The organism is Hydrobacter penzbergensis (genome assembly GCF_900106985.1).
In the GTDB taxonomy this organism is placed as follows: domain Bacteria; phylum Bacteroidota; class Bacteroidia; order Chitinophagales; family Chitinophagaceae; genus Sediminibacterium; species Sediminibacterium magnilacihabitans.
In genome coordinates, this window is record NZ_FNNO01000014.1 from 17,132 (window position 1) to 35,113 (window position 17,982).

The window sequence follows — 17,982 nt, forward strand, 5'->3', positions numbered from 1 at the left end:
ATGAAATTACAGATTCATTGTTTAATCACGTCCGTCAATTGCTGAAATAATAGATGGCGCCGTCTTCGAAGCTTTTTTGCCAAAGCAGTTTTTTATGGCGCTGTATAAAATCGATAGAGACCAGGTCGGGGTTGTCTCCATCGGTAAACATTACCACACAAAACGACGGATAGCTAAAAAACTCTTCTATCTCTTTCTGTATGTCCTTATGCGGTAAAATGTCGGCCCGCATGCCGGTAAGAAAATAAATGGCGTCATTGGCGTTCGCATACACCAGCGAACCCAGCTCCTGTTTGTGCTTGCGTATGTAATCAATGGTTTCCGACTGTGTCCAGCTATCTTCGGTATAACCGGGAATGCCGGCATCTTTTATGTCTTCCCATGCATTGGCATTCTGCCGGTACTGGTACCATTGGAAGGAGGCATACAAAAAGAACATCAAAGCACAGAGGATGATCTTTTTTATGCCGAATGCGCTTTGCACTGCCGGGATAAACCAGCCGGTAAGCAACAGCAACATCGGAATATATAATGGCAACAACAGGCGGCTGTTCAGCTCTTCAAAACGCGAAACCGTAGCAATCGTTACCATGAATAACGCATACACCAGGAAAAAAAGCGACAGCACCATTTCGTAAGACCGAAAAAACTGCTGCTGTAATATCCGGTATACTACCACAGTCAGTGCCAGTAATACTACGATGATGAACAGCACGGCCATCGCTTTTTCATAGCCCTTCATGAATGGCAACCAACTACCAAATGTGTTCCCGATGTCGAGCAAATTATCCCATAAACCCCTTTCCGCTCTTTCCCTGATACCGGTAAAACTTTGCGACACGAAATGGTTCCTGATCAGGTTTGCTGCCAGCAAGGAAGCGCCGGTAAGGTTGAAGACCAGCAGGTGTTGTATCTTTTTCTTCCTGCCAAGTGTTTCATCGGCCAGCATCAGTATACTTCCCACTGCCAATAATACCACGCCGGCATAACGCGTAACCAGTGTAATGGCAGTTATCAGTGATAAGAGCAGTAAAGAGCGCCAGGTTTTTTGTTGCAGGTACCGCTGCGCCTGGATGATGAAAACCAAAATGAGTAAAACAAAAACCGTTTCGGACCACAACATGGAATAGGCTTGCAACATACAACGGCTCAATACCAGCGCCAGCAGGAACAAACTTCTATACCAGGTGGCGGTTTTTTCCAGTCCGTTGATGATGGTTGCCGTTGCGAACAAAACCCCACCGAACAACAAGCTGTTCAATACCGGGGCAAATGCCATCACCGATAATCCTGTAATAAATTGCATGGCGGCCAGCAGGCAGGGATATCCTGCCGGAAAAAGTACCAGCAGCAAGCCTGTAAAATCTGCCATGCGGCCATGCTGGCGAATGTTTTCCGCCGTGGTGATGTATTCGACAGAATCGGGAGAGATGCCTATGCCGCTGTGCTTCGTCAGCAGGTAAAGGGCAAAGGCCGACAGAACCGTTGCCAGCAATGCATCCCAGTATTTACTCCACAATCCTGAGTTTTGCATAATTGAGCATGATCTTTTTTTCTCCATTCAGCTGAAACTGAATAGTGGCAATGGGATTATGATTGGAACCTTCTATTGCAACGATCCTGCCAAACCCAAATTTCTGGTGCTCTACTTCTTGTCCCGCTTGCAATGCCGAAACATCGCTTGCCACAAAATCTATCGAAGGTTTGTGTTCCACTACTTTATTCGGTGGCGCAGGCGGCAGGTATTCGGGCTTACTCGGTTGTCTGCTCACCGGAGCTTTCCTGGCAGGCGCGGCGCCAAATCCGCCAAACCGCTGATCAAATCCGGTGCTGTTCCGCGCACCGCCTCCGGCGTAGCTTTTATCGATATACTGCTCGGGCATTTCATCAATGAACCGGCTCGGCTCATTTTGCACCAACTGTCCAAAACGGTAGCGCGAATTGGCATAAGTTAGCCACAACCGTTGCTTGGCACGGGTTACCGCCACATAAAAAAGCCGGCGTTCTTCTTCGAGTTCTTCCCGGGTGTTGATGGCCATGCCACTGGGGAAAAGACTTTCTTCCACACCGGCCACAAATACGCATCCGAATTCAAGTCCCTTTGCAGCATGTATGGTCATCAGTTTTACCACATCGCTGTTTTCTTTATCGTCATCGGCATCGGTGAGTAAAGTGATTTGCTGGAGATAAGCACCCAGCGATTTATTGCCTACTTCTCCATCTTCATTAGCCGGACTTTCGATCCATTCCTTGATAGAGTTCAGCAATTCCTGGATGTTCTCATAACGGGCCAATCCTTCTGTGGTCTTATCGTTGAAGAGTTCTTTTACAATATTGGTATGCTTGCCTACCTGCACCGCTACATCGTAAGCGTTCTTTTCAGTTAAGAGGCTCTGAAAATAACGGATCATGGTAACGAAATTCTGCAACGCTTCCAATGTGCCTGCTTTAAAACCAAATTCTGCAGCGCGGGTAAGCACATCGAACATGGGAATATTCTGTTCATTGGCAATGATCACGCATTTTTCAATCGTGGTTTTACCAATGCCCCTTACCGGGTAATTGATGATGCGTTTGAGCGCTTCTTCATCTTTTGTATTGATGATCACACGCAGGTAAGCCAGGAAATCTTTGATCTCTTTGCGCTGATAGAAACTCACTCCTCCATAGATGCGATAGGGTATACCCATCCGCCGCAGGCTTTCTTCAAAAGAACGGCTCTGTGCGTTGGTGCGATAGAGGATGGCAAAATCCCGGTTGAGGTAATGATTGCGCAGCTTTTGTTCCTGGATAGTATCTGCCACAAACCGTCCTTCGTCGTTATCGGTCATGGTGCGCACCAGCCTGATCTTATCGCCCTCGGCATTATCTGTCCACAGGTTTTTGGGAATCTGCCCTTTGTTATTCCTGATCACTTCATTGGCAACATGGATGATGTTTTTGCTGCTGCGGTAATTCTGTTCCAGTTTTACCACTTTCACATCATCATAATCTTTTTGAAACTGGAGGATGTTCTCAATGGTAGCGCCCCGAAAACTGTAAATACTTTGTGCGTCATCGCCCACCACGCAAATGTTCTCGTGCACGGCGGCCAGTAATTTGGCTATCTGATACTGTACAGGGTTCGTATCCTGATACTCATCGATCATGATGTATTTGAACTTGTGCTGGTATTTGTGCAGTGCGTCTGGAAAATGTTTAAGCACTTCATACATTTTCAGCAGCAGGTCATCGAAATCCATGGCGCCGTTCTTGAAACAGCGGCTGGCGTAAGCAGCATAGATCTGCGCAATGGCGGGCCGGTTAGCGCGCATGTCTTCCTGTTGTATGAAATGATCGAGTGCATATTCAGCCGGAGTCATCAACGCATTCTTGGCAGCTGAAATGCGGCTGCCTACAATATTGGGCTTATAATGTTTATCGTCGAGGTTCAGTTCATTGACCACCGTTTTGATCACCGAGCGGCTATCGTCGGTATCGTAAATGGTGAAATTGGCCGGATAGCCGAGTCGATGCGCTTCGGCCCGCAGCAAACGGGCAAAAACGCTGTGGAAAGTGCCTATATAAAGATTACGTGCTTCTGTATTACCCAGTATTTTTTCAACCCTTTCTTTCATTTCGGCTGCGGCCTTGTTGGTAAAGGTCAGCGCCAGTATGTTAAACGAATCAATACCATGGGCCATGAGGTGCGCGATACGGGTAGTCAGCACTTTTGTTTTTCCACTCCCTGCCCCGGCCACAATCATCAGCGGCCCGTTGATATGCGTTACCGCTTCCAACTGGGGCTCATTCAGTCCTTTCAGATAATCTTGCATGGGTGCAAGTTAATCAGATGATCGCAGTGTAAAAAACCATTCGGTTAAGCGATGGTTTACACCATCAAATACCTGTAAAAACAATTTATTTTGGAAAAATAACAGGCTAGTCGCATAAAATTGCGTAGAACTACTTAACATACGTACTTGCTTTTACAGCAATTTCCCACTTCTTTATTAACCCTTCCATATATACATATGGATACTGCAAAAATCAAATCATGGAAAACACTAAAATTAAAGTGATGATCTGTGACCAACACCTCATTTTCAGATCGGGACTTAAAAACGTTCTCTCCGATATTGAAAACGTGCAAATTGTTGGTGAAGCTACCAGTGTGGAACAGTTGGTCACGACCGCCCTTTTATCTGCCCCCGATCTGATCCTGTTGGATATTGGCATGCCGGGTATGAACAGCGAAACGTTGATGAAACAACTGGAAAAACTCATTCCCGATTGTAAAGTAGTGGGCCTGGCTGTTAACGGACACGAAAACAGTTTATGGGAAATGATCACGGCTGGTGCAGCCGGTTATATACTCAAAAGCGCCAGCCAGGAAGAGATCGAAGAAGTGGTGGGTACTGTACAGGAACCCTACCCGTCTCATTACAGACCGGCATCTGATAAAAAGGCATCGGTTGCTGCCATGCAGCGCAGCAACCGCAAAGTCTATGATGTTTTTTTTACCGACAGGGAAAAAGAGATCATCAACCTCATTTGTAAAGAATATACAAGCAAGCAGATAGCACACACGCTTTTCCTGAGTAAAAGAACTGTGGAAGGTCACCGCACCCGCATCATGTGCAAGATGGGCGTGAAGAGCATCGCCGGCATGATCTCTTATGCTTATCGAAGAGGACTTTGCAGACTTATGTTAACAAGCATTGTCGTTTACTGGCCGGGATGGTATTCCTGTTCCTTGTGCTGCGATATATCTTCCTTATAGAAAAAAACATCTTTGAACCGGCCGGTCAGGAACATTGCTGCCTGATCGGTAAAATGCGGAGAGCCTACCCGCGAACTTTGACCACCGGTAACAATGGTTTTCGCGCGTAGCTTCTTGCCGAACTCAACTGCGGCAATGAAGCTATTGCCCGATACCCCGTATCGCTTTTTTGTATTGGCAGCGCTGCGGCTTTCGAAAGCAGGCAAGGTGCCCCAGCGCGAGGAAGCCAGTGAAGAAGGAAGGCTCGGCTGCTTATCATCGAACTGATTACCGGCGAGCCGTTGGTATCGGTTGATATTACCCCAGGGCTGCCGCCAGTCGCCGAATGTTTGTTCCAGGTTCTTCAATGCTTGGATCAACAGTTCCAGTTTTTGTTGTGCCGTTGTATGGTTCACCATTTCCTGGAATCGACCCAGGGCATTACTGGCTTCTTCCTGTGTTCTGGCTTTGGGCAGCAAGAGGCCAACGCCTGTTGCCCAGTCAACCGCCAGTGCAGTAGCCATCGAATGTTCATCGGCGGTTTTATTCCAGGCTTTCAGCAATTCAACAGGTTCTTTCAATTGTTGTTTGATGTTTTGATCCGTTGATGCGTCATAAGCCTGGAACAATGCAGGCAATAAAATATCAAAGGCCAACATATAGCGGTTGTACCCGATTTTTATCAGGTCGTCGAGCGTTAACTGGCGGGCATCTTTTAACAGGCGTATGGCATTGAGCGCCCGGGCATTCTGGCCATCGGGGGCCATGTAAGCGGGATATTTGGTTTTATCCGGACTGCTCTCGCCGGCAGCAGTGAAAGGAGTGGAGTTGCAATTCTGTATCCATCCACTGGCAGGATTGTAAAGATGAACGATCTCATCGAGCGGGTGGGTGCCCTTCCATTCATTCGAAGATTTCGTGCCATCTACTGGTAAGGTCCAGTCAAGTTTGGGATCTCTTACCGGAACAAAATCGCCATGCCAGTAAGCAATATTTCCCTTGTCATCTGCATACACCGTATTATTGGTTGTATTGGATAACAACATCATGGCCTTTTTGAACTGTTCAAAACCATTGGCCTTGGTGCTCACCCATGACTGGATGAGGGCGTTGAGCGAACGGTTGTTTTCTTTCAGGCTCAGCCATTTTCCGTTACGGCTTCCCATCACAGGCCCGTGATGGGTGTAAAAAGCTTCTACAGGAACAGCTACCATCCCTGTCTCTTTTTTATAATGAAGCAAGATCTTCTTTGTTCTTACCGGTTTTTGTTTTTCTTCATACGCATATACCCATTGGTTATTTTGCCGGGTTACTTTTTCTTCATACAGATCGGCAACATCTGCATAGCTGGTGGTGTGCATCCATCCACAATGCTCATTGAATCCCTGGTACACGAACATTTGTCCCCATGTAACCGCCCCATAAGCATTCAATCCCTCTTCACTTATCATATGTACTTCAGTTCTGAAATAGAAAGGAACATGCGGATTGATATACAACAACGCGTTTTTGGTGGCGCTGCGCGAAGGGGCGATGGCAAAGCCATTGGACCCGCGAAGTTCCGTTTCATCATAGAAGTGGTTCCATGCAGTGGCCTTCGCTGCATCTTTATTGATATAAAAACTGCCGATCTCATCCAGCCCTATGCCGCCTGTTCTGGTAGCCGATACGCTGCCATCGGTAAACATGAGGTGAAACCAAGGTTCGAAGCGTTTCAAAACCAATGGATGTACTTCCGGATGTTTGTACAGATAATAATTAATGCCATCGGCAAAAGCATTGAGCAGTTTTTTAAACCACTCTGGACTGCGTTCATAATCCCTGACAGCATCGGCGCTGTCTTCTATCAGGCGCATCTGCAGGTCATAATTGAGTTTGCTTTCACCATCGGCTTCGGCCTGGCGGCCCAATACTTCCAGGTAATTGCGTTCCACCCTTCCAAAATCCTCTTCGCACTGGGCATACAATAAACCAAATACGGCATCGGCATCTGTTTTTCCATAAATATGAGGTATGCCCCAGGTATCCCGGATGATGGTTACTTTATGCGCCCGGGCTTCCCACCGGTTGATCTCTTTTGCGGAAAAATTTTGGGCAATACCGGCAACAGGAGCTAATAACAAAAAAAACAGCAATTGTTTCATATAAAACAAGCGTTGGTTATTGGTAAGACAATGCAGTAACTAGCGCAGGGGCTTCAGCAGGTATTCCAATCCGTTGAGTTTGATCACATACAGTGTTTGCAATAGCTCTCCCAGCTTTCCCTTAGGGAATCCCTTTTGCTGGAACCATTCAAGGTAGCTGACCGGCAAATCGCAAAGCAGCCTGTCCTTGTATTTGCCAAAGGGCATTTTCATCCGCACCAGTTCAAGCAGGACATCGGGATTAGGCTTTAACGGATCGGCGCTCATCATAACTGTAAAGTACGGCTAAAAAATGCATTTGTATCACGACTCTTCGTCGAAATACAATTTATAGAACCGCTTCCCTATCAATTCATCATAGCCCTGTTCTATTAAATCTTTTCTGCCATGTATATAGATATGAAAATTCTTATCCAGCTTCAGCACGCTCTTGAAGAAGCGTTGTTGTTTTTTCACGGCAGACAGATGGATAGGAAATTCTTCTTCTATTGCCACTTGCCTGGCAGACTCATAAACGTTTTTATATTGGTGAAAGCTTTCGATCACTTCATCGTGGTGCAATACTTCCCTGGCAAATTCATCCATTCTGAATTCGTCCTTCGTTTTGAAATAATCCATGCTCCGGTTGAGCATATCTATCTGATCGCTTTTCGACACTTCGAACTTTTCGGCCATTTCATTATGGATGAAAAGCTTACACATGCCTAATGCGGTATCGGTATGATGATAACTGTTGGTATTACGCATTACCTGCAGGAAATCGTTTACCCAATAGCGGGCTTCGTTCTGTTTATTGGTGTTGTCTACCACGCATACAATATATCCTTCTTCCCGATTCTGGCGGAATACAAGACAACCTTTATCCAGTTTATTGATATTGATACCATCTTCCGCAGCCACTTCAAAGCTTTTGCCATGCGGGAATACTTTCAGGAAAGGTTCTTTGGTTTCGCTTTTGAAAATCCCAACAGCTTCTACATATTCCGTTCCGAATGGCACCTGTGAGAACCTTGTTACATACAGTTCTCCCTGCTTCACATTGGCATGGGTGCTTTTGGTATACAGAAAATGAGCCATCAGGGCGCTTTGTTCCATGAAGCTGGCGGGCTTGTCAAAGAGCGCCGACACATAATGATACATCTCGTTCAGCTCCAGGTTGCTGATATGGGTGAAGCGGTATTGTTCTTCTTCGTTGAACGGGTGCAGGAAATACCTGGTAAGCAGGCCCCTTACAATGGGATCGTTCAGTGAAAGCGGGTTGGCAGAAAGTTTCAGTTCTTCCCCCCTTGTAGGATTGCCCAATTGGTGCACCACGGCCTGTTCCAGTACTACGCTGTCGATTGCTGTCATAATAAGGCGAAGATAATACCTCAAAAAGCAAATAAGATTTGCCGGGAATAATGCAATTTTGTAGTAGTTCCTCGTTTACCCCTTAGAAATTTATCGCCGCATGTATCAACAGTTTTGGATTAAATACATACCGGTTATCAGGATATTGTTCAAGCGTACAGCTGTAGGAGACCAAATACTTGATCTTAACCGTGTTGATTTCGAACATGCAGGAATGACCCGCAAGGCCGGATACAAGTTCGATATAGAACTGGTGAACGGAAGGGTTTCCAATCATATAGGCGGCATGCCGCTGGCTGCAGAGCTCGCCGCAATTTTACTGGAAGACCCTGCTGTACAGATGCTATTGACTGAGCATGATTTTGTTATCTCTCTGAACACGCGCTACCAACTCAGCATCAAACGGATCCAGGTTGCAACTTGAAGTCACAATTTGTGATATCAAGTGATGAATGCCGTAAAAACGACCGATTGTTAGCTTTTACTATCCCGCAAACGTTTGCCTGGTATGGCTTCCAAGGCATCTGAAAAATTTTTCAAAAAAGTCTACCAAAATTGTGGGGAATTTAAATTTGCCCTTATCTTTGTCCTGTCATTATCATTAACTCGATTAAAAATGAAACAGGTCATCACCACTTTCGTTCAGGCAATCATGAACCTCCTCACTCCTGCCAAAGGGTTCATGTGTTGCTGTTGTTGCCCTGTACAACCCACCAGGTGTTGTAATGACTGATATCTCCCCTTACTTACTTACCCAGGTTTTCAGTTTCACCAACACCCGATTCTTGTATGTCACATTCAACAAGTGATGCATTGGCTTCACTGCAACATAGTATCAATGGCAAAAGCATAGCAGAGGCTGTGGAAACGCTTATTGCCGCCTACCCGGGCGCTGTGACTTTTTCCACCAGCTTCAGCAATGAAGACCAGGTTATCACAGATCATATTGCGAAGAACCACCTGCCCGTTTCATTTTTCACACTCGATACGGGCCGTCTTTTTCCTGAAACATACAGTACCTGGAGCAGGACGCTGGAGCATTATTCCATCAGCATCAAAGCCTATTATCCCAATGCGGGTGAACTGGAGACTTTCATCGAATCGAATGGCCCCAACGCTTTCTACGACTCTGTAGAGCTCCGTTCCCGCTGCTGCTTTATTCGCAAAGTGGCCCCCCTGAAAAGAGCCTTACAAGGTAATGCCGTATGGATCACCGGTCTGCGTGCAGAACATTCGCCCAATAGACAAGACTTGCAGTCGCTGGAATGGGATGAAGGCAACGGAATCATCAAATTTCACCCGCTGTTACATTGGAGCACCGAAGAGGTCAGCAACTATGTACAGCAAGCGGCCATCCCATACAACCCTTTACACGATAAAGGTTTCGTGAGCATCGGCTGTGCGCCCTGTACCAGGGCCATCCGCCCCGGCGAAGATTTCAGGGCCGGCAGGTGGTGGTGGGAAGACAGCAGTAAAAAAGAGTGCGGATTACATACACATTAAAGAACAGAATTCAACATCATGAGTCAGTATAAAACAGATTATTTAGATCAACTGGAGTCGGAAGCCATCCACATCATGCGTGAAGTGGCCGGTCAGTTCGAAAAACCAGCCCTGCTTTTCAGCGGCGGTAAAGATTCCATTACCCTGGTGCACCTGGCATTGAAAGCTTTTCGTCCCGGTAAACTTCCTTTCCCGCTGGTGCACATCGATACCGGCCATAATTTCCAGGAAGCCCTGGATTTCCGCGATGAACTGGCAGAGCAACTGGGAGAAAGACTCATCGTGCGTAAAGTGGAAGACACCATCAAGGCCCGTCACCTTACAGAACCCAAAGGAAAATTCGCCAGTCGTAATGCGCTGCAAACCTATACGCTGTTAGATACCATTGAAGAATTCAAGTTCGATGCCTGTATCGGAGGCGCTCGTCGCGATGAAGAGAAAGCCAGGGCCAAGGAAAGGATCTTTTCGGTGAGGGATGAATTCGGCCAGTGGGATCCTAAACGCCAGCGTCCTGAATTGTGGAATACTTACAATGGCAGGATCAGCAAAGGAGAGAACGTAAGGGTATTCCCCATCAGTAACTGGACCGAACTCGATATCTGGAACTATATCCGGCGCGAGAAGATCGATCTGCCATCTATCTATTTCTCACATGACCGCAAAGTGCTGGAGCACGAAGGACAACTCGTTGCAATATCTGATTTTATTGAAGTAGAGCCCCATGATAAAGTATCGGTGAAGCGGGTGCGCTACCGCACGGTAGGTGACATGACCTGTACCGCCGCCGTTGAATCAAATGCTTCCTCTATCGATGATATCATCCGTGAAATCGTTGCCACCAAAACCAGTGAGCGCGGCGAAACAAGGATAGACGACAGGGTGAGCGAAGCGGCAATGGAGGACAGGAAAAAAAATGGTTACTTCTAAAAACAAACACATGGACTTATTAAGATTTATAACTGCAGGCAGTGTAGACGACGGTAAAAGCACATTGATAGGCCGTTTATTATATGACAGCAAATCGATCATGATTGACCAGCTCGAAGCCATTGAAAAGCAAAGCAAGAACAAAGCCGATGGAGAGATAGACCTGGCTTTGCTGACCGATGGCCTGCGCGCCGAAAGAGAGCAGGGTATTACCATTGATGTGGCGTATAAATATTTCGCCACACCCAAACGCAAGTTCATCATCGCCGATGCGCCCGGCCATATCCAGTACACCCGGAACATGGTAACAGGCGCTTCCAATGCCGACCTGGCCATCATTCTCATCGATGCCCGCAATGGTGTGGTAGAGCAAACCCGCCGCCATTCCATCATCGCTTCTTTGCTTAACATACCCCATGTGGTGGTGGCAGTGAACAAAATGGACCTGGTAAACAATTCCCAGGATGTGTACAATAACATTGTGATCGATTACGCAGAAGTAGCCAAAACATTGGGCCTGAACGATGTTACGTATATTCCCATCAGCGCCATCAACGGCGCCAATATTGTAGAGAAAAGTGAAGACTTCCCCTGGTATGAAGGAGCATCTCTTTTACATATTCTGGAAAACGTACAGGTAGAGAACGATATCAACCATACCGATGCACGATTCCCCGTGCAATTCGTGATCCGTCCTCAAACCGATGCACTGCACGATTACCGTGGCTATGCAGGAAAGATCAGCAGCGGTGTTTACGCCAAGGGCGATAAAGTAACCGTTTTACCTTCCGGCACCACTTCTGCTATCAAAGCCATTGAAGTAGGCGGCAAAGAAGTGAAAGAAGCTTATGCTCCGCAAAGCGTTGTGCTGCACCTGGAAGACGATATCGATATCAGCCGCGGTGATATCATCGTTAAAACAGATAACCAGCCTGCTGTTGGCAACGAGATAGAAGTATTGTTGTGTTGGATGGACCACAAACCCCTCATCCCCGGAAATAAATACCTCCTGCAATTGAACAGCAAAACGGTTCGTAGCGTGGTGAAAGAGATCACCTACAAACTAGATGTGAACTCATTGCAGCAGGAAGCTTTCCCCGAAAAAGTAGGATTGAACGATGTGGTGAAAGCTACCATCAAAACAGCTTCGCCCATCGCTTATGACAGTTATAAAAAATTAAGAACGAACGGAGGAGCGATATTGATAGACGAGACCAGTCATGTTACCGTTGGTGCATGCATGATCCAATAAAATAACCCATCATGACCAAACAGGATTTTGTACAGCATTTATTCCACAAGAACAGGAAGCGCTTCAGCCGGTTTCCCGATAAGGAATTGGCCGAACGTTTTACCGATGATCTGTTCAACCTGCTTTTTGGTTCTTATGAAGGCCGGTATGATTCTGCCGAAAAACTAACGCAGGAATACCAGGAATTGCAAAATACTTTTTCAGCTATCCTGTTTGAATTGATCAGGGATGAGCAATTGGTGAAGCAACACACCGGGCATTTCTTTTACGAACTGCCGGAACTCTACGAAGCGCTGTTACTGGATGCGGAAACAGTACTGAAGTTCGACCCGGCAGCCCAGTCCATCGAAGAAGTACTGGTGGCTTACCCGGGCTTTTATGCCACGGCTATTTATCGCATCGCACACCAGTTGCACCTGCAGGGCATCAAAACCCTGCCGCGCATTCTCTCTGAATATGCGCACAGCAAAACAGGCATCGATATCCACCCGGGCGCAGAAATAGGATCTTCTTTTGCCATCGATCACGGCACCGGTATTGTAATCGGAGAGACCACCGTTATCGGTAACCATGTAAAGATCTACCAGGGCGTAACATTGGGCGCTTTGAATGTGGCAAAAGAACTGGCCAACAAAAAAAGACATCCTTCTATTGAAGACCATGTGATCATTTATTCCGGAGCAACCATATTGGGTGGTGAAACCGTTGTTGGCAGCGGTAGTATCATCGGCGGTAATATCTGGCTCACCCACAGCGTGCCCGCGAATTCCGTAGTGTATCATAAAAGCGAGATACACATCAAAGGCAAAGACCCTTTTCCCGAACCTTTAAATTTTGTGATTTAACTCAAAACACTGTAAAAATAAAAGCATGAAAGCAGCTAACATTTTAGAAACGATCGGCAATACTCCTCATGTGAGGATCAATAAATTATTCGGCAATGATCACGAAGTATGGGTGAAGCTGGAAAGAAACAACCCCGGCGCCAGCATCAAAGACAGGATCGCCCTGGCGATGATCGAAGATGCAGAAGCCAAGGGCTTGCTCAAGAAAGACAGTGTGATTATTGAACCTACGAGCGGTAATACCGGCATCGGCCTGGCGCTGGTAGCAGCTGTGAAAGGATACAAGATTATCCTGGTAATGCCTGAGAGTATGAGCATCGAGCGCAGAAGACTGATGGCGCTCTACGGTGCAGAGTTTGTATTAACGCCCCGCGAAAAAGGTATGAAGGGCGCTGTTGATAAAGCCAATGAGCTGGCTGCGGAAACACCCAACTCCTGGGTACCGCAGCAATTCGATAACCCTGCCAATACAGAGGTTCATCGCAGAACGACTGCAAAAGAAATCCTTGCAGATTTTCCCGACGGACTGGACTATATCATTACAGGTGTTGGAACCGGCGGTCATATCACCGGTGTAGCGGAAGTGTTGAAAAAACAATTCCCTAACCTGAAAGTGTTTGCAGTAGAACCGGAATTATCGCCTGTATTAAGTGGCGGCGCTCCTGGTCCGCACCCCTTACAAGGCCTGGGCGCCAACTTCATTCCTTCTATCCTGAACAGGGATATACTCGATGGTATCATCACCGTAGGTAAGGATGAAGCATTCAGCTATGCACAGCGTGCTGCAAAAGAAGAAGGATTGTTCATCGGTGTTTCATCGGGCGCTGCGCTTGCAGGCGTTGCAAAGAAACTCTCTGAAATACCCAAAGGATCAAAAATATTAACCTTCAACTACGATACCGGCGAAAGATATCTTTCTGTTGAAGGATTGTTCTAAAACCAGTTGTATGAGCTATCAACCCACCAAAGGCAAAGTGATATTGGCGGCAGCCGGACCGGGAGACCCGGAACTGGTGACCCTGAAGACTGTTCGTTTTTTGCAACAGGCAGATGTGGTACTGGCCGACAGGCTCGTGAGTGAAGACATCATCAAAGCGCATGTGAAGCCTGGAGCAGAAGTAATATATGTGGGTAAACAATGCCGCAGGGGGATCTCTACTCCGCAACTTACCATCAACGAATTATTGGTACACCATGCTGGTCGTAATCAGCTGGTAGTTCGGCTCAAAGGCGGCGATACCGGGATATTTTCCAATATCCTGGATGAGCTGGAAACACTGGTAGCCTATCAGATCCCCTATGAAATCGTTCCAGGTGTTACTGCTGCACTCGGTGCATCGGCTTATGCCGGTATCCCGCTTACGGCAAGAGGATATGCCACTTCTGTTCGCTTCCTCACTTATTACAAATCAGATGTAGTAACGGATAAAGAGTGGAAAGAGCTGGCGGAAACAAATGATACGCTGGTATGGTATATGTCATCCGAAACACTCGATACCGTTGTTGAAAAACTTACACAACACCAGATCAGCGCCGATAAATTGCTGGCAGTTGCCGAACAGGCAACAACGCCATTGCAAAACATCCACACTTGCAGCCTGTATGATTATGAACGCCAGCTGAAAGGAATGGTGTTTCTATCGCCTTCCCTGGTGATCATTGGCAAAGTGGTGGCGCTTCACGAGCAGTTTGCCTGGATAGCCAACAGTTACAGTAAAGAACATTATTTCAAACCACTGACAGGTCGTGTAAGCACTATACACGACGGTGCAGCTAAAGATAATAAACATGTTAACAGGGCCTAAATTCAAATTACTGACAGATCTGATCAGCCAGTCAAGCAAAGAGGAGCTGATTTGGATCAACGGCTATTTGTCTGCATTGCTGGGGCAACAACCACAGCCTGCTACCGCCGTTGCGGCTCCTGTAAGTGTTGCTGCGTCTGCGCCTAAGAAGATCACCATTACCTATGGAACAGAAACCGGTAACTCTAAAAAACTGGCTACAGAATTTGCCGCCAAGGCAAAAAAGAATGGGATACAAACCAAACTGGTGGGGCTTGACCAGTATCGCCTCACCGATCTTCCAAAAGAAGAGTATTTTATTACCGTGATCAGCACACAGGGTGAAGGTGAGCCCCCTATTGCAGCACAAAAATTTTACGACCATATCCACAACAATGGTTTTAAAATACCACAATTGAAATTTGGTGTTCTGGCACTGGGCGATACGGCTTATCCGCAGTTTTGCAAGGCAGGAGAAGATGTAGACAGCCAGTTGCAAAAGCTGGGCGGCAACCGCATTGTTCCGCTGCAAAAATGCGACCTCGATTATGAAGAGCTCGCACATAGCTGGTTTTCAGATTTACTCAAATCATTCGATAATGCAGGCGCTCCGGCCATTGTAGCGGCGCCGGTTATTGCTGATCAGAAAAAACCGGCCGGTAAAAAAACATATACCGGCACTATTCTCTCCAGTATTAATCTCAATGCCAACCAGTCTGACAAGAAAACATACCATATTGAAATAGCAGCAGAAGGCGTAGAATATCTCCCCGGCGATTCCATTGCCATCATACCGGAAAATCCGGCTGCGATCGTGGAAGAGATCCTGGCCCTCAGCCAAACAGATCCGGCAAAAAATATTTCATGGAAAAATGAAACGTTTACGATCAAAGACCTGCTCACACAGAAACTGAATATTACTTACCTGTTGGAGAAATCTGTTAAACAATATGCAAGCATTGTTGGTCAGGATATCCCGGCAGCAAGGGTAGGTTTGCTGGAACTGTTGCAGAAATATCCTTTGAAGGATGCAACACAGTTCGAAGCCATTGTACTCGGACTCACCGCTACCGCTCCACGTATTTATAACATCGCTTCTTCACCCGCCGCACACGAAGGTGAAGTGCACATTACTGTGTTGCAGGACGTATTTACTGTGAACGGAGAAAAACAATATGGACTGGGTACTTCATTCCTGGAAAGTAAAAAACCGGGAGATGAGATCAGCTTTTTTATACAGCCGAATAAACGCTTCCGTTTGCCCGCAGCAGATAAGGATGTGATCATGATCGGACCCGGAACAGGTATTGCGCCGTTCAGGTCGTTCACCGCAGAACGCGATGCAACAGGCGCTGCCGGACGCAACTGGTTGTTCTTTGGCGAAGGCAGTTTTACAGACGATTTTCTTTACCAGACCGAATGGCAAAACTGGTTCGATACCGATGTGCTCACCAAAGTGAGCCTGGCTTTTCATAAAGACAGTGCAGACAAACCATTCGTACACCACCGGATACTGCAACATGGCGCAGAGTTGTTTGAATGGATGCAGAACGGAGCTTATCTCTATCTCTGCGGTGAGAAAGACCCGATGAGCAAGGAGGTGGAGGCCGCGCTGCTAACCGTTATTGAGCGGGAAGGAAAATTGTCCGCTGAAGATGCAGCAAAATATTTCGAGCAATTAAAAACAGAAGGGCGGTACGCAAAAGACGTGTATTGATCCTATAAAACAGGTATTATGAGCAAGCAGGAAAAATTATCAGCCATTGAACACATCAAAACAGCCAGCCATGGCTTGCGGGGCACACTGAAAGAAAGTTTGCAGGACGAGATCACAGGCGCTATCCGCGAACAGGATCAGGCATTGGTGAAGTTCCACGGCATGTACTTGCAGGATGACCGCGATTTGCGCGAAGAGCGGGCCGCCAAGAAGCTGGATAAATTGTATTCCTTCATGGTCAGGCTGCGCATTCCAGGTGGCCTCATGACACCTGAACAATGGATCACGGCACACCATGTAGCAGGGGAATATACTACCGGTGTGATCAAGATCACTACCCGCCAAACCATTCAACTGCATGGTATCCTGAAAAACCATGTGAAGCCTACACATCAAAACTTCAGCAAAGTAAAACTCGATTCCATTGCCGCTTGCGGCGATGTTAACAGGAATGTGGCCTGTACGAGTCACCCCGCCGAATCGCTTTTGCATAAAAGTATTCATGCGTATGCCGACAGGATCAGCCGGCTATTACTGCCCAAAACAAGGGCATTTTACGAAGTATGGCTCGACGAAGAAAAGATTGCCGAAAATACAGAGACCGATCCTTTATACCAGGATCGCTACCTGCCCCGGAAATTCAAAATAGGCATTTGTATTCCGCCCAACAACGATGTGGATGTACTGGCCAATGACCTGGGATTGATTGCTATCATTGAAGATGGCAAACTAAAAGGATTCAATATTGCCGTAGGTGGCGGTTTATCTACTACGCACGGCAACGCCGATACCTATGCGCGACTGGCCACTGTTATTGGTTTTACCGACACCGAAGAGAAGACCCTCAAGGCTGTATATGAAACCCTTACTATCCAACGCGATTATGGTAACAGGAGCGACCGGAAACTGGCGCGCATGAAATACACGCTCGACAATATGGGTGTGGATGCCTTCCGCAAAGAACTGGAAAAACGTTGCGGCTTCCCTATCGAAGATCCAAAGCCTTACGAGTTTACACAAAGAAAAGACCGTTATGGCTGGTTCAAAGACTATGAAAGCAACTGGCACTATACTTTATTCATCGAGAACGGAAGGGTTACCGATACCGAGCAACTGCCATTGAAAACCGCATTGCTGGAGATCGCCCAAACCGGTAAAGCCAATTTTCGTTTTACCAGCAACCAGAACCTGATCTTAAGCGATATCAAAGACAGTGATAAAAAGATCGTGGAAGACCTGTTGAATCAATTTGGTATCATCCAGGCTACCGATGCCGCATCTGCCCTGCGTAAGAATGCGATCTCCTGCGTGGCTTTGCCTACCTGTCCGCTTGCACTGGCCGAAGCCCAACGCTACCTGCCCCAACTCATTGACCAGATCGAACCACTTTTGCAGCAATACGGTTTATCGGATGATGATATCGTCTTGCGCATGACTGGTTGTCCCAATGGCTGCGCAAGACCTTATGCCGCAGAGATCGGACTCATTGGAACCGCTCCCGGTCTTTATAACCTGCACATTGGCGGCGACCGCTACGGTCAGCGGTTGAATAAAAAATACAAAGAGAACCTCAATGAAAAAGCCATCCTGCAGGAATTGGATCACCTGTTCAGCGATTACAAAACCGGCAAAATAGCCGATGAGCATTTCGGCGATTATGTGTTTAGAAAACAACTGGCCAGTTAACAAAAAGAGAGGGAGTTTCAGATTTTGAAACTC

Annotated in this window: 15 protein-coding genes; 10 read left to right on the top strand and 5 right to left on the bottom strand. The window is 46.9% G+C overall.

What is annotated here, in order from left to right:
* Nucleotides 1-34: 34 nt before the first annotated feature.
* Nucleotides 35-1,534 carry a hypothetical protein gene (locus tag BLU98_RS13715; RefSeq protein WP_092725641.1) on the bottom strand — a complete coding sequence of 500 codons (1,500 nt, stop codon included), beginning with the start codon at nucleotides 1,532-1,534 and terminating at the stop codon, nucleotides 35-37.
* Nucleotides 1,509-3,815: an ATP-dependent helicase gene (locus tag BLU98_RS13720; RefSeq protein WP_092725643.1), complete on the bottom strand. Its 2,307-nt coding sequence runs from the start codon at nucleotides 3,813-3,815 to the stop codon at nucleotides 1,509-1,511. Before BLU98_RS13720 ends, BLU98_RS13715 begins: the two co-directional genes overlap by 26 nt.
* Before the next feature lie 221 nt (nucleotides 3,816-4,036).
* Between BLU98_RS13720 and BLU98_RS13725 the strand changes: the two genes are divergently transcribed.
* The gene (locus tag BLU98_RS13725; protein WP_092725645.1) at nucleotides 4,037-4,762 is read left to right on the top strand and encodes a response regulator transcription factor; all 726 of its coding nucleotides are present in this window, start codon (nucleotides 4,037-4,039) and stop codon (nucleotides 4,760-4,762) included.
* Here the strand turns inward: BLU98_RS13725 and BLU98_RS13730 are convergent.
* Genes BLU98_RS13730 through BLU98_RS13740 form a run of 3 tightly spaced genes read right to left on the bottom strand, consistent with a single transcriptional unit; the run spans nucleotide 4,708 to nucleotide 8,235 of the window.
* Entirely contained in the window at nucleotides 4,708-6,885 is a 2,178-nt protein-coding gene (locus BLU98_RS13730) for a penicillin acylase family protein (RefSeq protein ID WP_092725647.1), read from the bottom strand. The genes BLU98_RS13725 and BLU98_RS13730 overlap by 55 nt on opposite strands.
* 39 nt (nucleotides 6,886-6,924) lie before the next feature.
* The gene (locus BLU98_RS13735) at nucleotides 6,925-7,155 is read right to left on the bottom strand and encodes a DUF3820 family protein (protein WP_257574996.1); all 231 of its coding nucleotides are present in this window, start codon (nucleotides 7,153-7,155) and stop codon (nucleotides 6,925-6,927) included.
* A 33-nt stretch (nucleotides 7,156-7,188) separates the two neighbouring features.
* Nucleotides 7,189-8,235, bottom strand: coding sequence for a nucleoid-associated protein (locus BLU98_RS13740; protein WP_092725649.1), 1,047 nt, complete (start codon nucleotides 8,233-8,235; stop codon nucleotides 7,189-7,191).
* A 100-nt stretch (nucleotides 8,236-8,335) separates the two neighbouring features.
* Between BLU98_RS13740 and BLU98_RS13745 the strand changes: the two genes are divergently transcribed.
* The 9 genes from BLU98_RS13745 to cysI all read left to right on the top strand — a co-directional run bounded on the left by BLU98_RS13745 (nucleotide 8,336) and on the right by cysI (nucleotide 17,949).
* On the top strand, nucleotides 8,336-8,659 hold the full coding sequence (locus BLU98_RS13745) for a hypothetical protein (protein WP_092725652.1): 324 nt from the start codon (nucleotides 8,336-8,338) through the stop codon (nucleotides 8,657-8,659).
* 365 nt (nucleotides 8,660-9,024) lie between these two features.
* Complete coding sequence (locus BLU98_RS13750; protein ID WP_092725654.1) at nucleotides 9,025-9,738, top strand: phosphoadenylyl-sulfate reductase; 714 nt, start codon at nucleotides 9,025-9,027, stop codon at nucleotides 9,736-9,738.
* A gap of 18 nt (nucleotides 9,739-9,756) precedes the next feature.
* Nucleotides 9,757-10,665 (top strand): sulfate adenylyltransferase subunit CysD, encoded by a 909-nt coding sequence (gene cysD, locus BLU98_RS13755; RefSeq protein ID WP_026774621.1) that lies wholly within the window; start codon nucleotides 9,757-9,759, stop codon nucleotides 10,663-10,665.
* A 10-nt stretch (nucleotides 10,666-10,675) separates the two neighbouring features.
* Nucleotides 10,676-11,917: a sulfate adenylyltransferase subunit 1 gene (locus BLU98_RS13760; RefSeq protein WP_092725813.1), complete on the top strand. Its 1,242-nt coding sequence runs from the start codon at nucleotides 10,676-10,678 to the stop codon at nucleotides 11,915-11,917.
* A gap of 11 nt (nucleotides 11,918-11,928) precedes the next feature.
* Nucleotides 11,929-12,762, top strand: coding sequence for a serine O-acetyltransferase (locus tag BLU98_RS13765; protein WP_092725656.1), 834 nt, complete (start codon nucleotides 11,929-11,931; stop codon nucleotides 12,760-12,762).
* A gap of 25 nt (nucleotides 12,763-12,787) precedes the next feature.
* Entirely contained in the window at nucleotides 12,788-13,699 is a 912-nt protein-coding gene (cysK, locus tag BLU98_RS13770; RefSeq protein WP_092725660.1) for a cysteine synthase A, read from the top strand.
* A gap of 10 nt (nucleotides 13,700-13,709) precedes the next feature.
* Complete coding sequence (gene cobA, locus BLU98_RS13775; protein WP_092725664.1) at nucleotides 13,710-14,567, top strand: uroporphyrinogen-III C-methyltransferase; 858 nt, start codon at nucleotides 13,710-13,712, stop codon at nucleotides 14,565-14,567.
* On the top strand, nucleotides 14,551-16,263 hold the full coding sequence (locus BLU98_RS13780) for a diflavin oxidoreductase (protein WP_092725666.1): 1,713 nt from the start codon (nucleotides 14,551-14,553) through the stop codon (nucleotides 16,261-16,263). Before cobA ends, BLU98_RS13780 begins: the two co-directional genes overlap by 17 nt.
* A gap of 18 nt (nucleotides 16,264-16,281) precedes the next feature.
* Nucleotides 16,282-17,949, top strand: a complete 1,668-nt coding sequence (gene cysI / locus BLU98_RS13785) for an assimilatory sulfite reductase (NADPH) hemoprotein subunit (RefSeq protein ID WP_092725668.1) — start codon at nucleotides 16,282-16,284, stop codon at nucleotides 17,947-17,949.
* The last annotated feature ends 33 nt before the right edge of the window (nucleotides 17,950-17,982 follow it).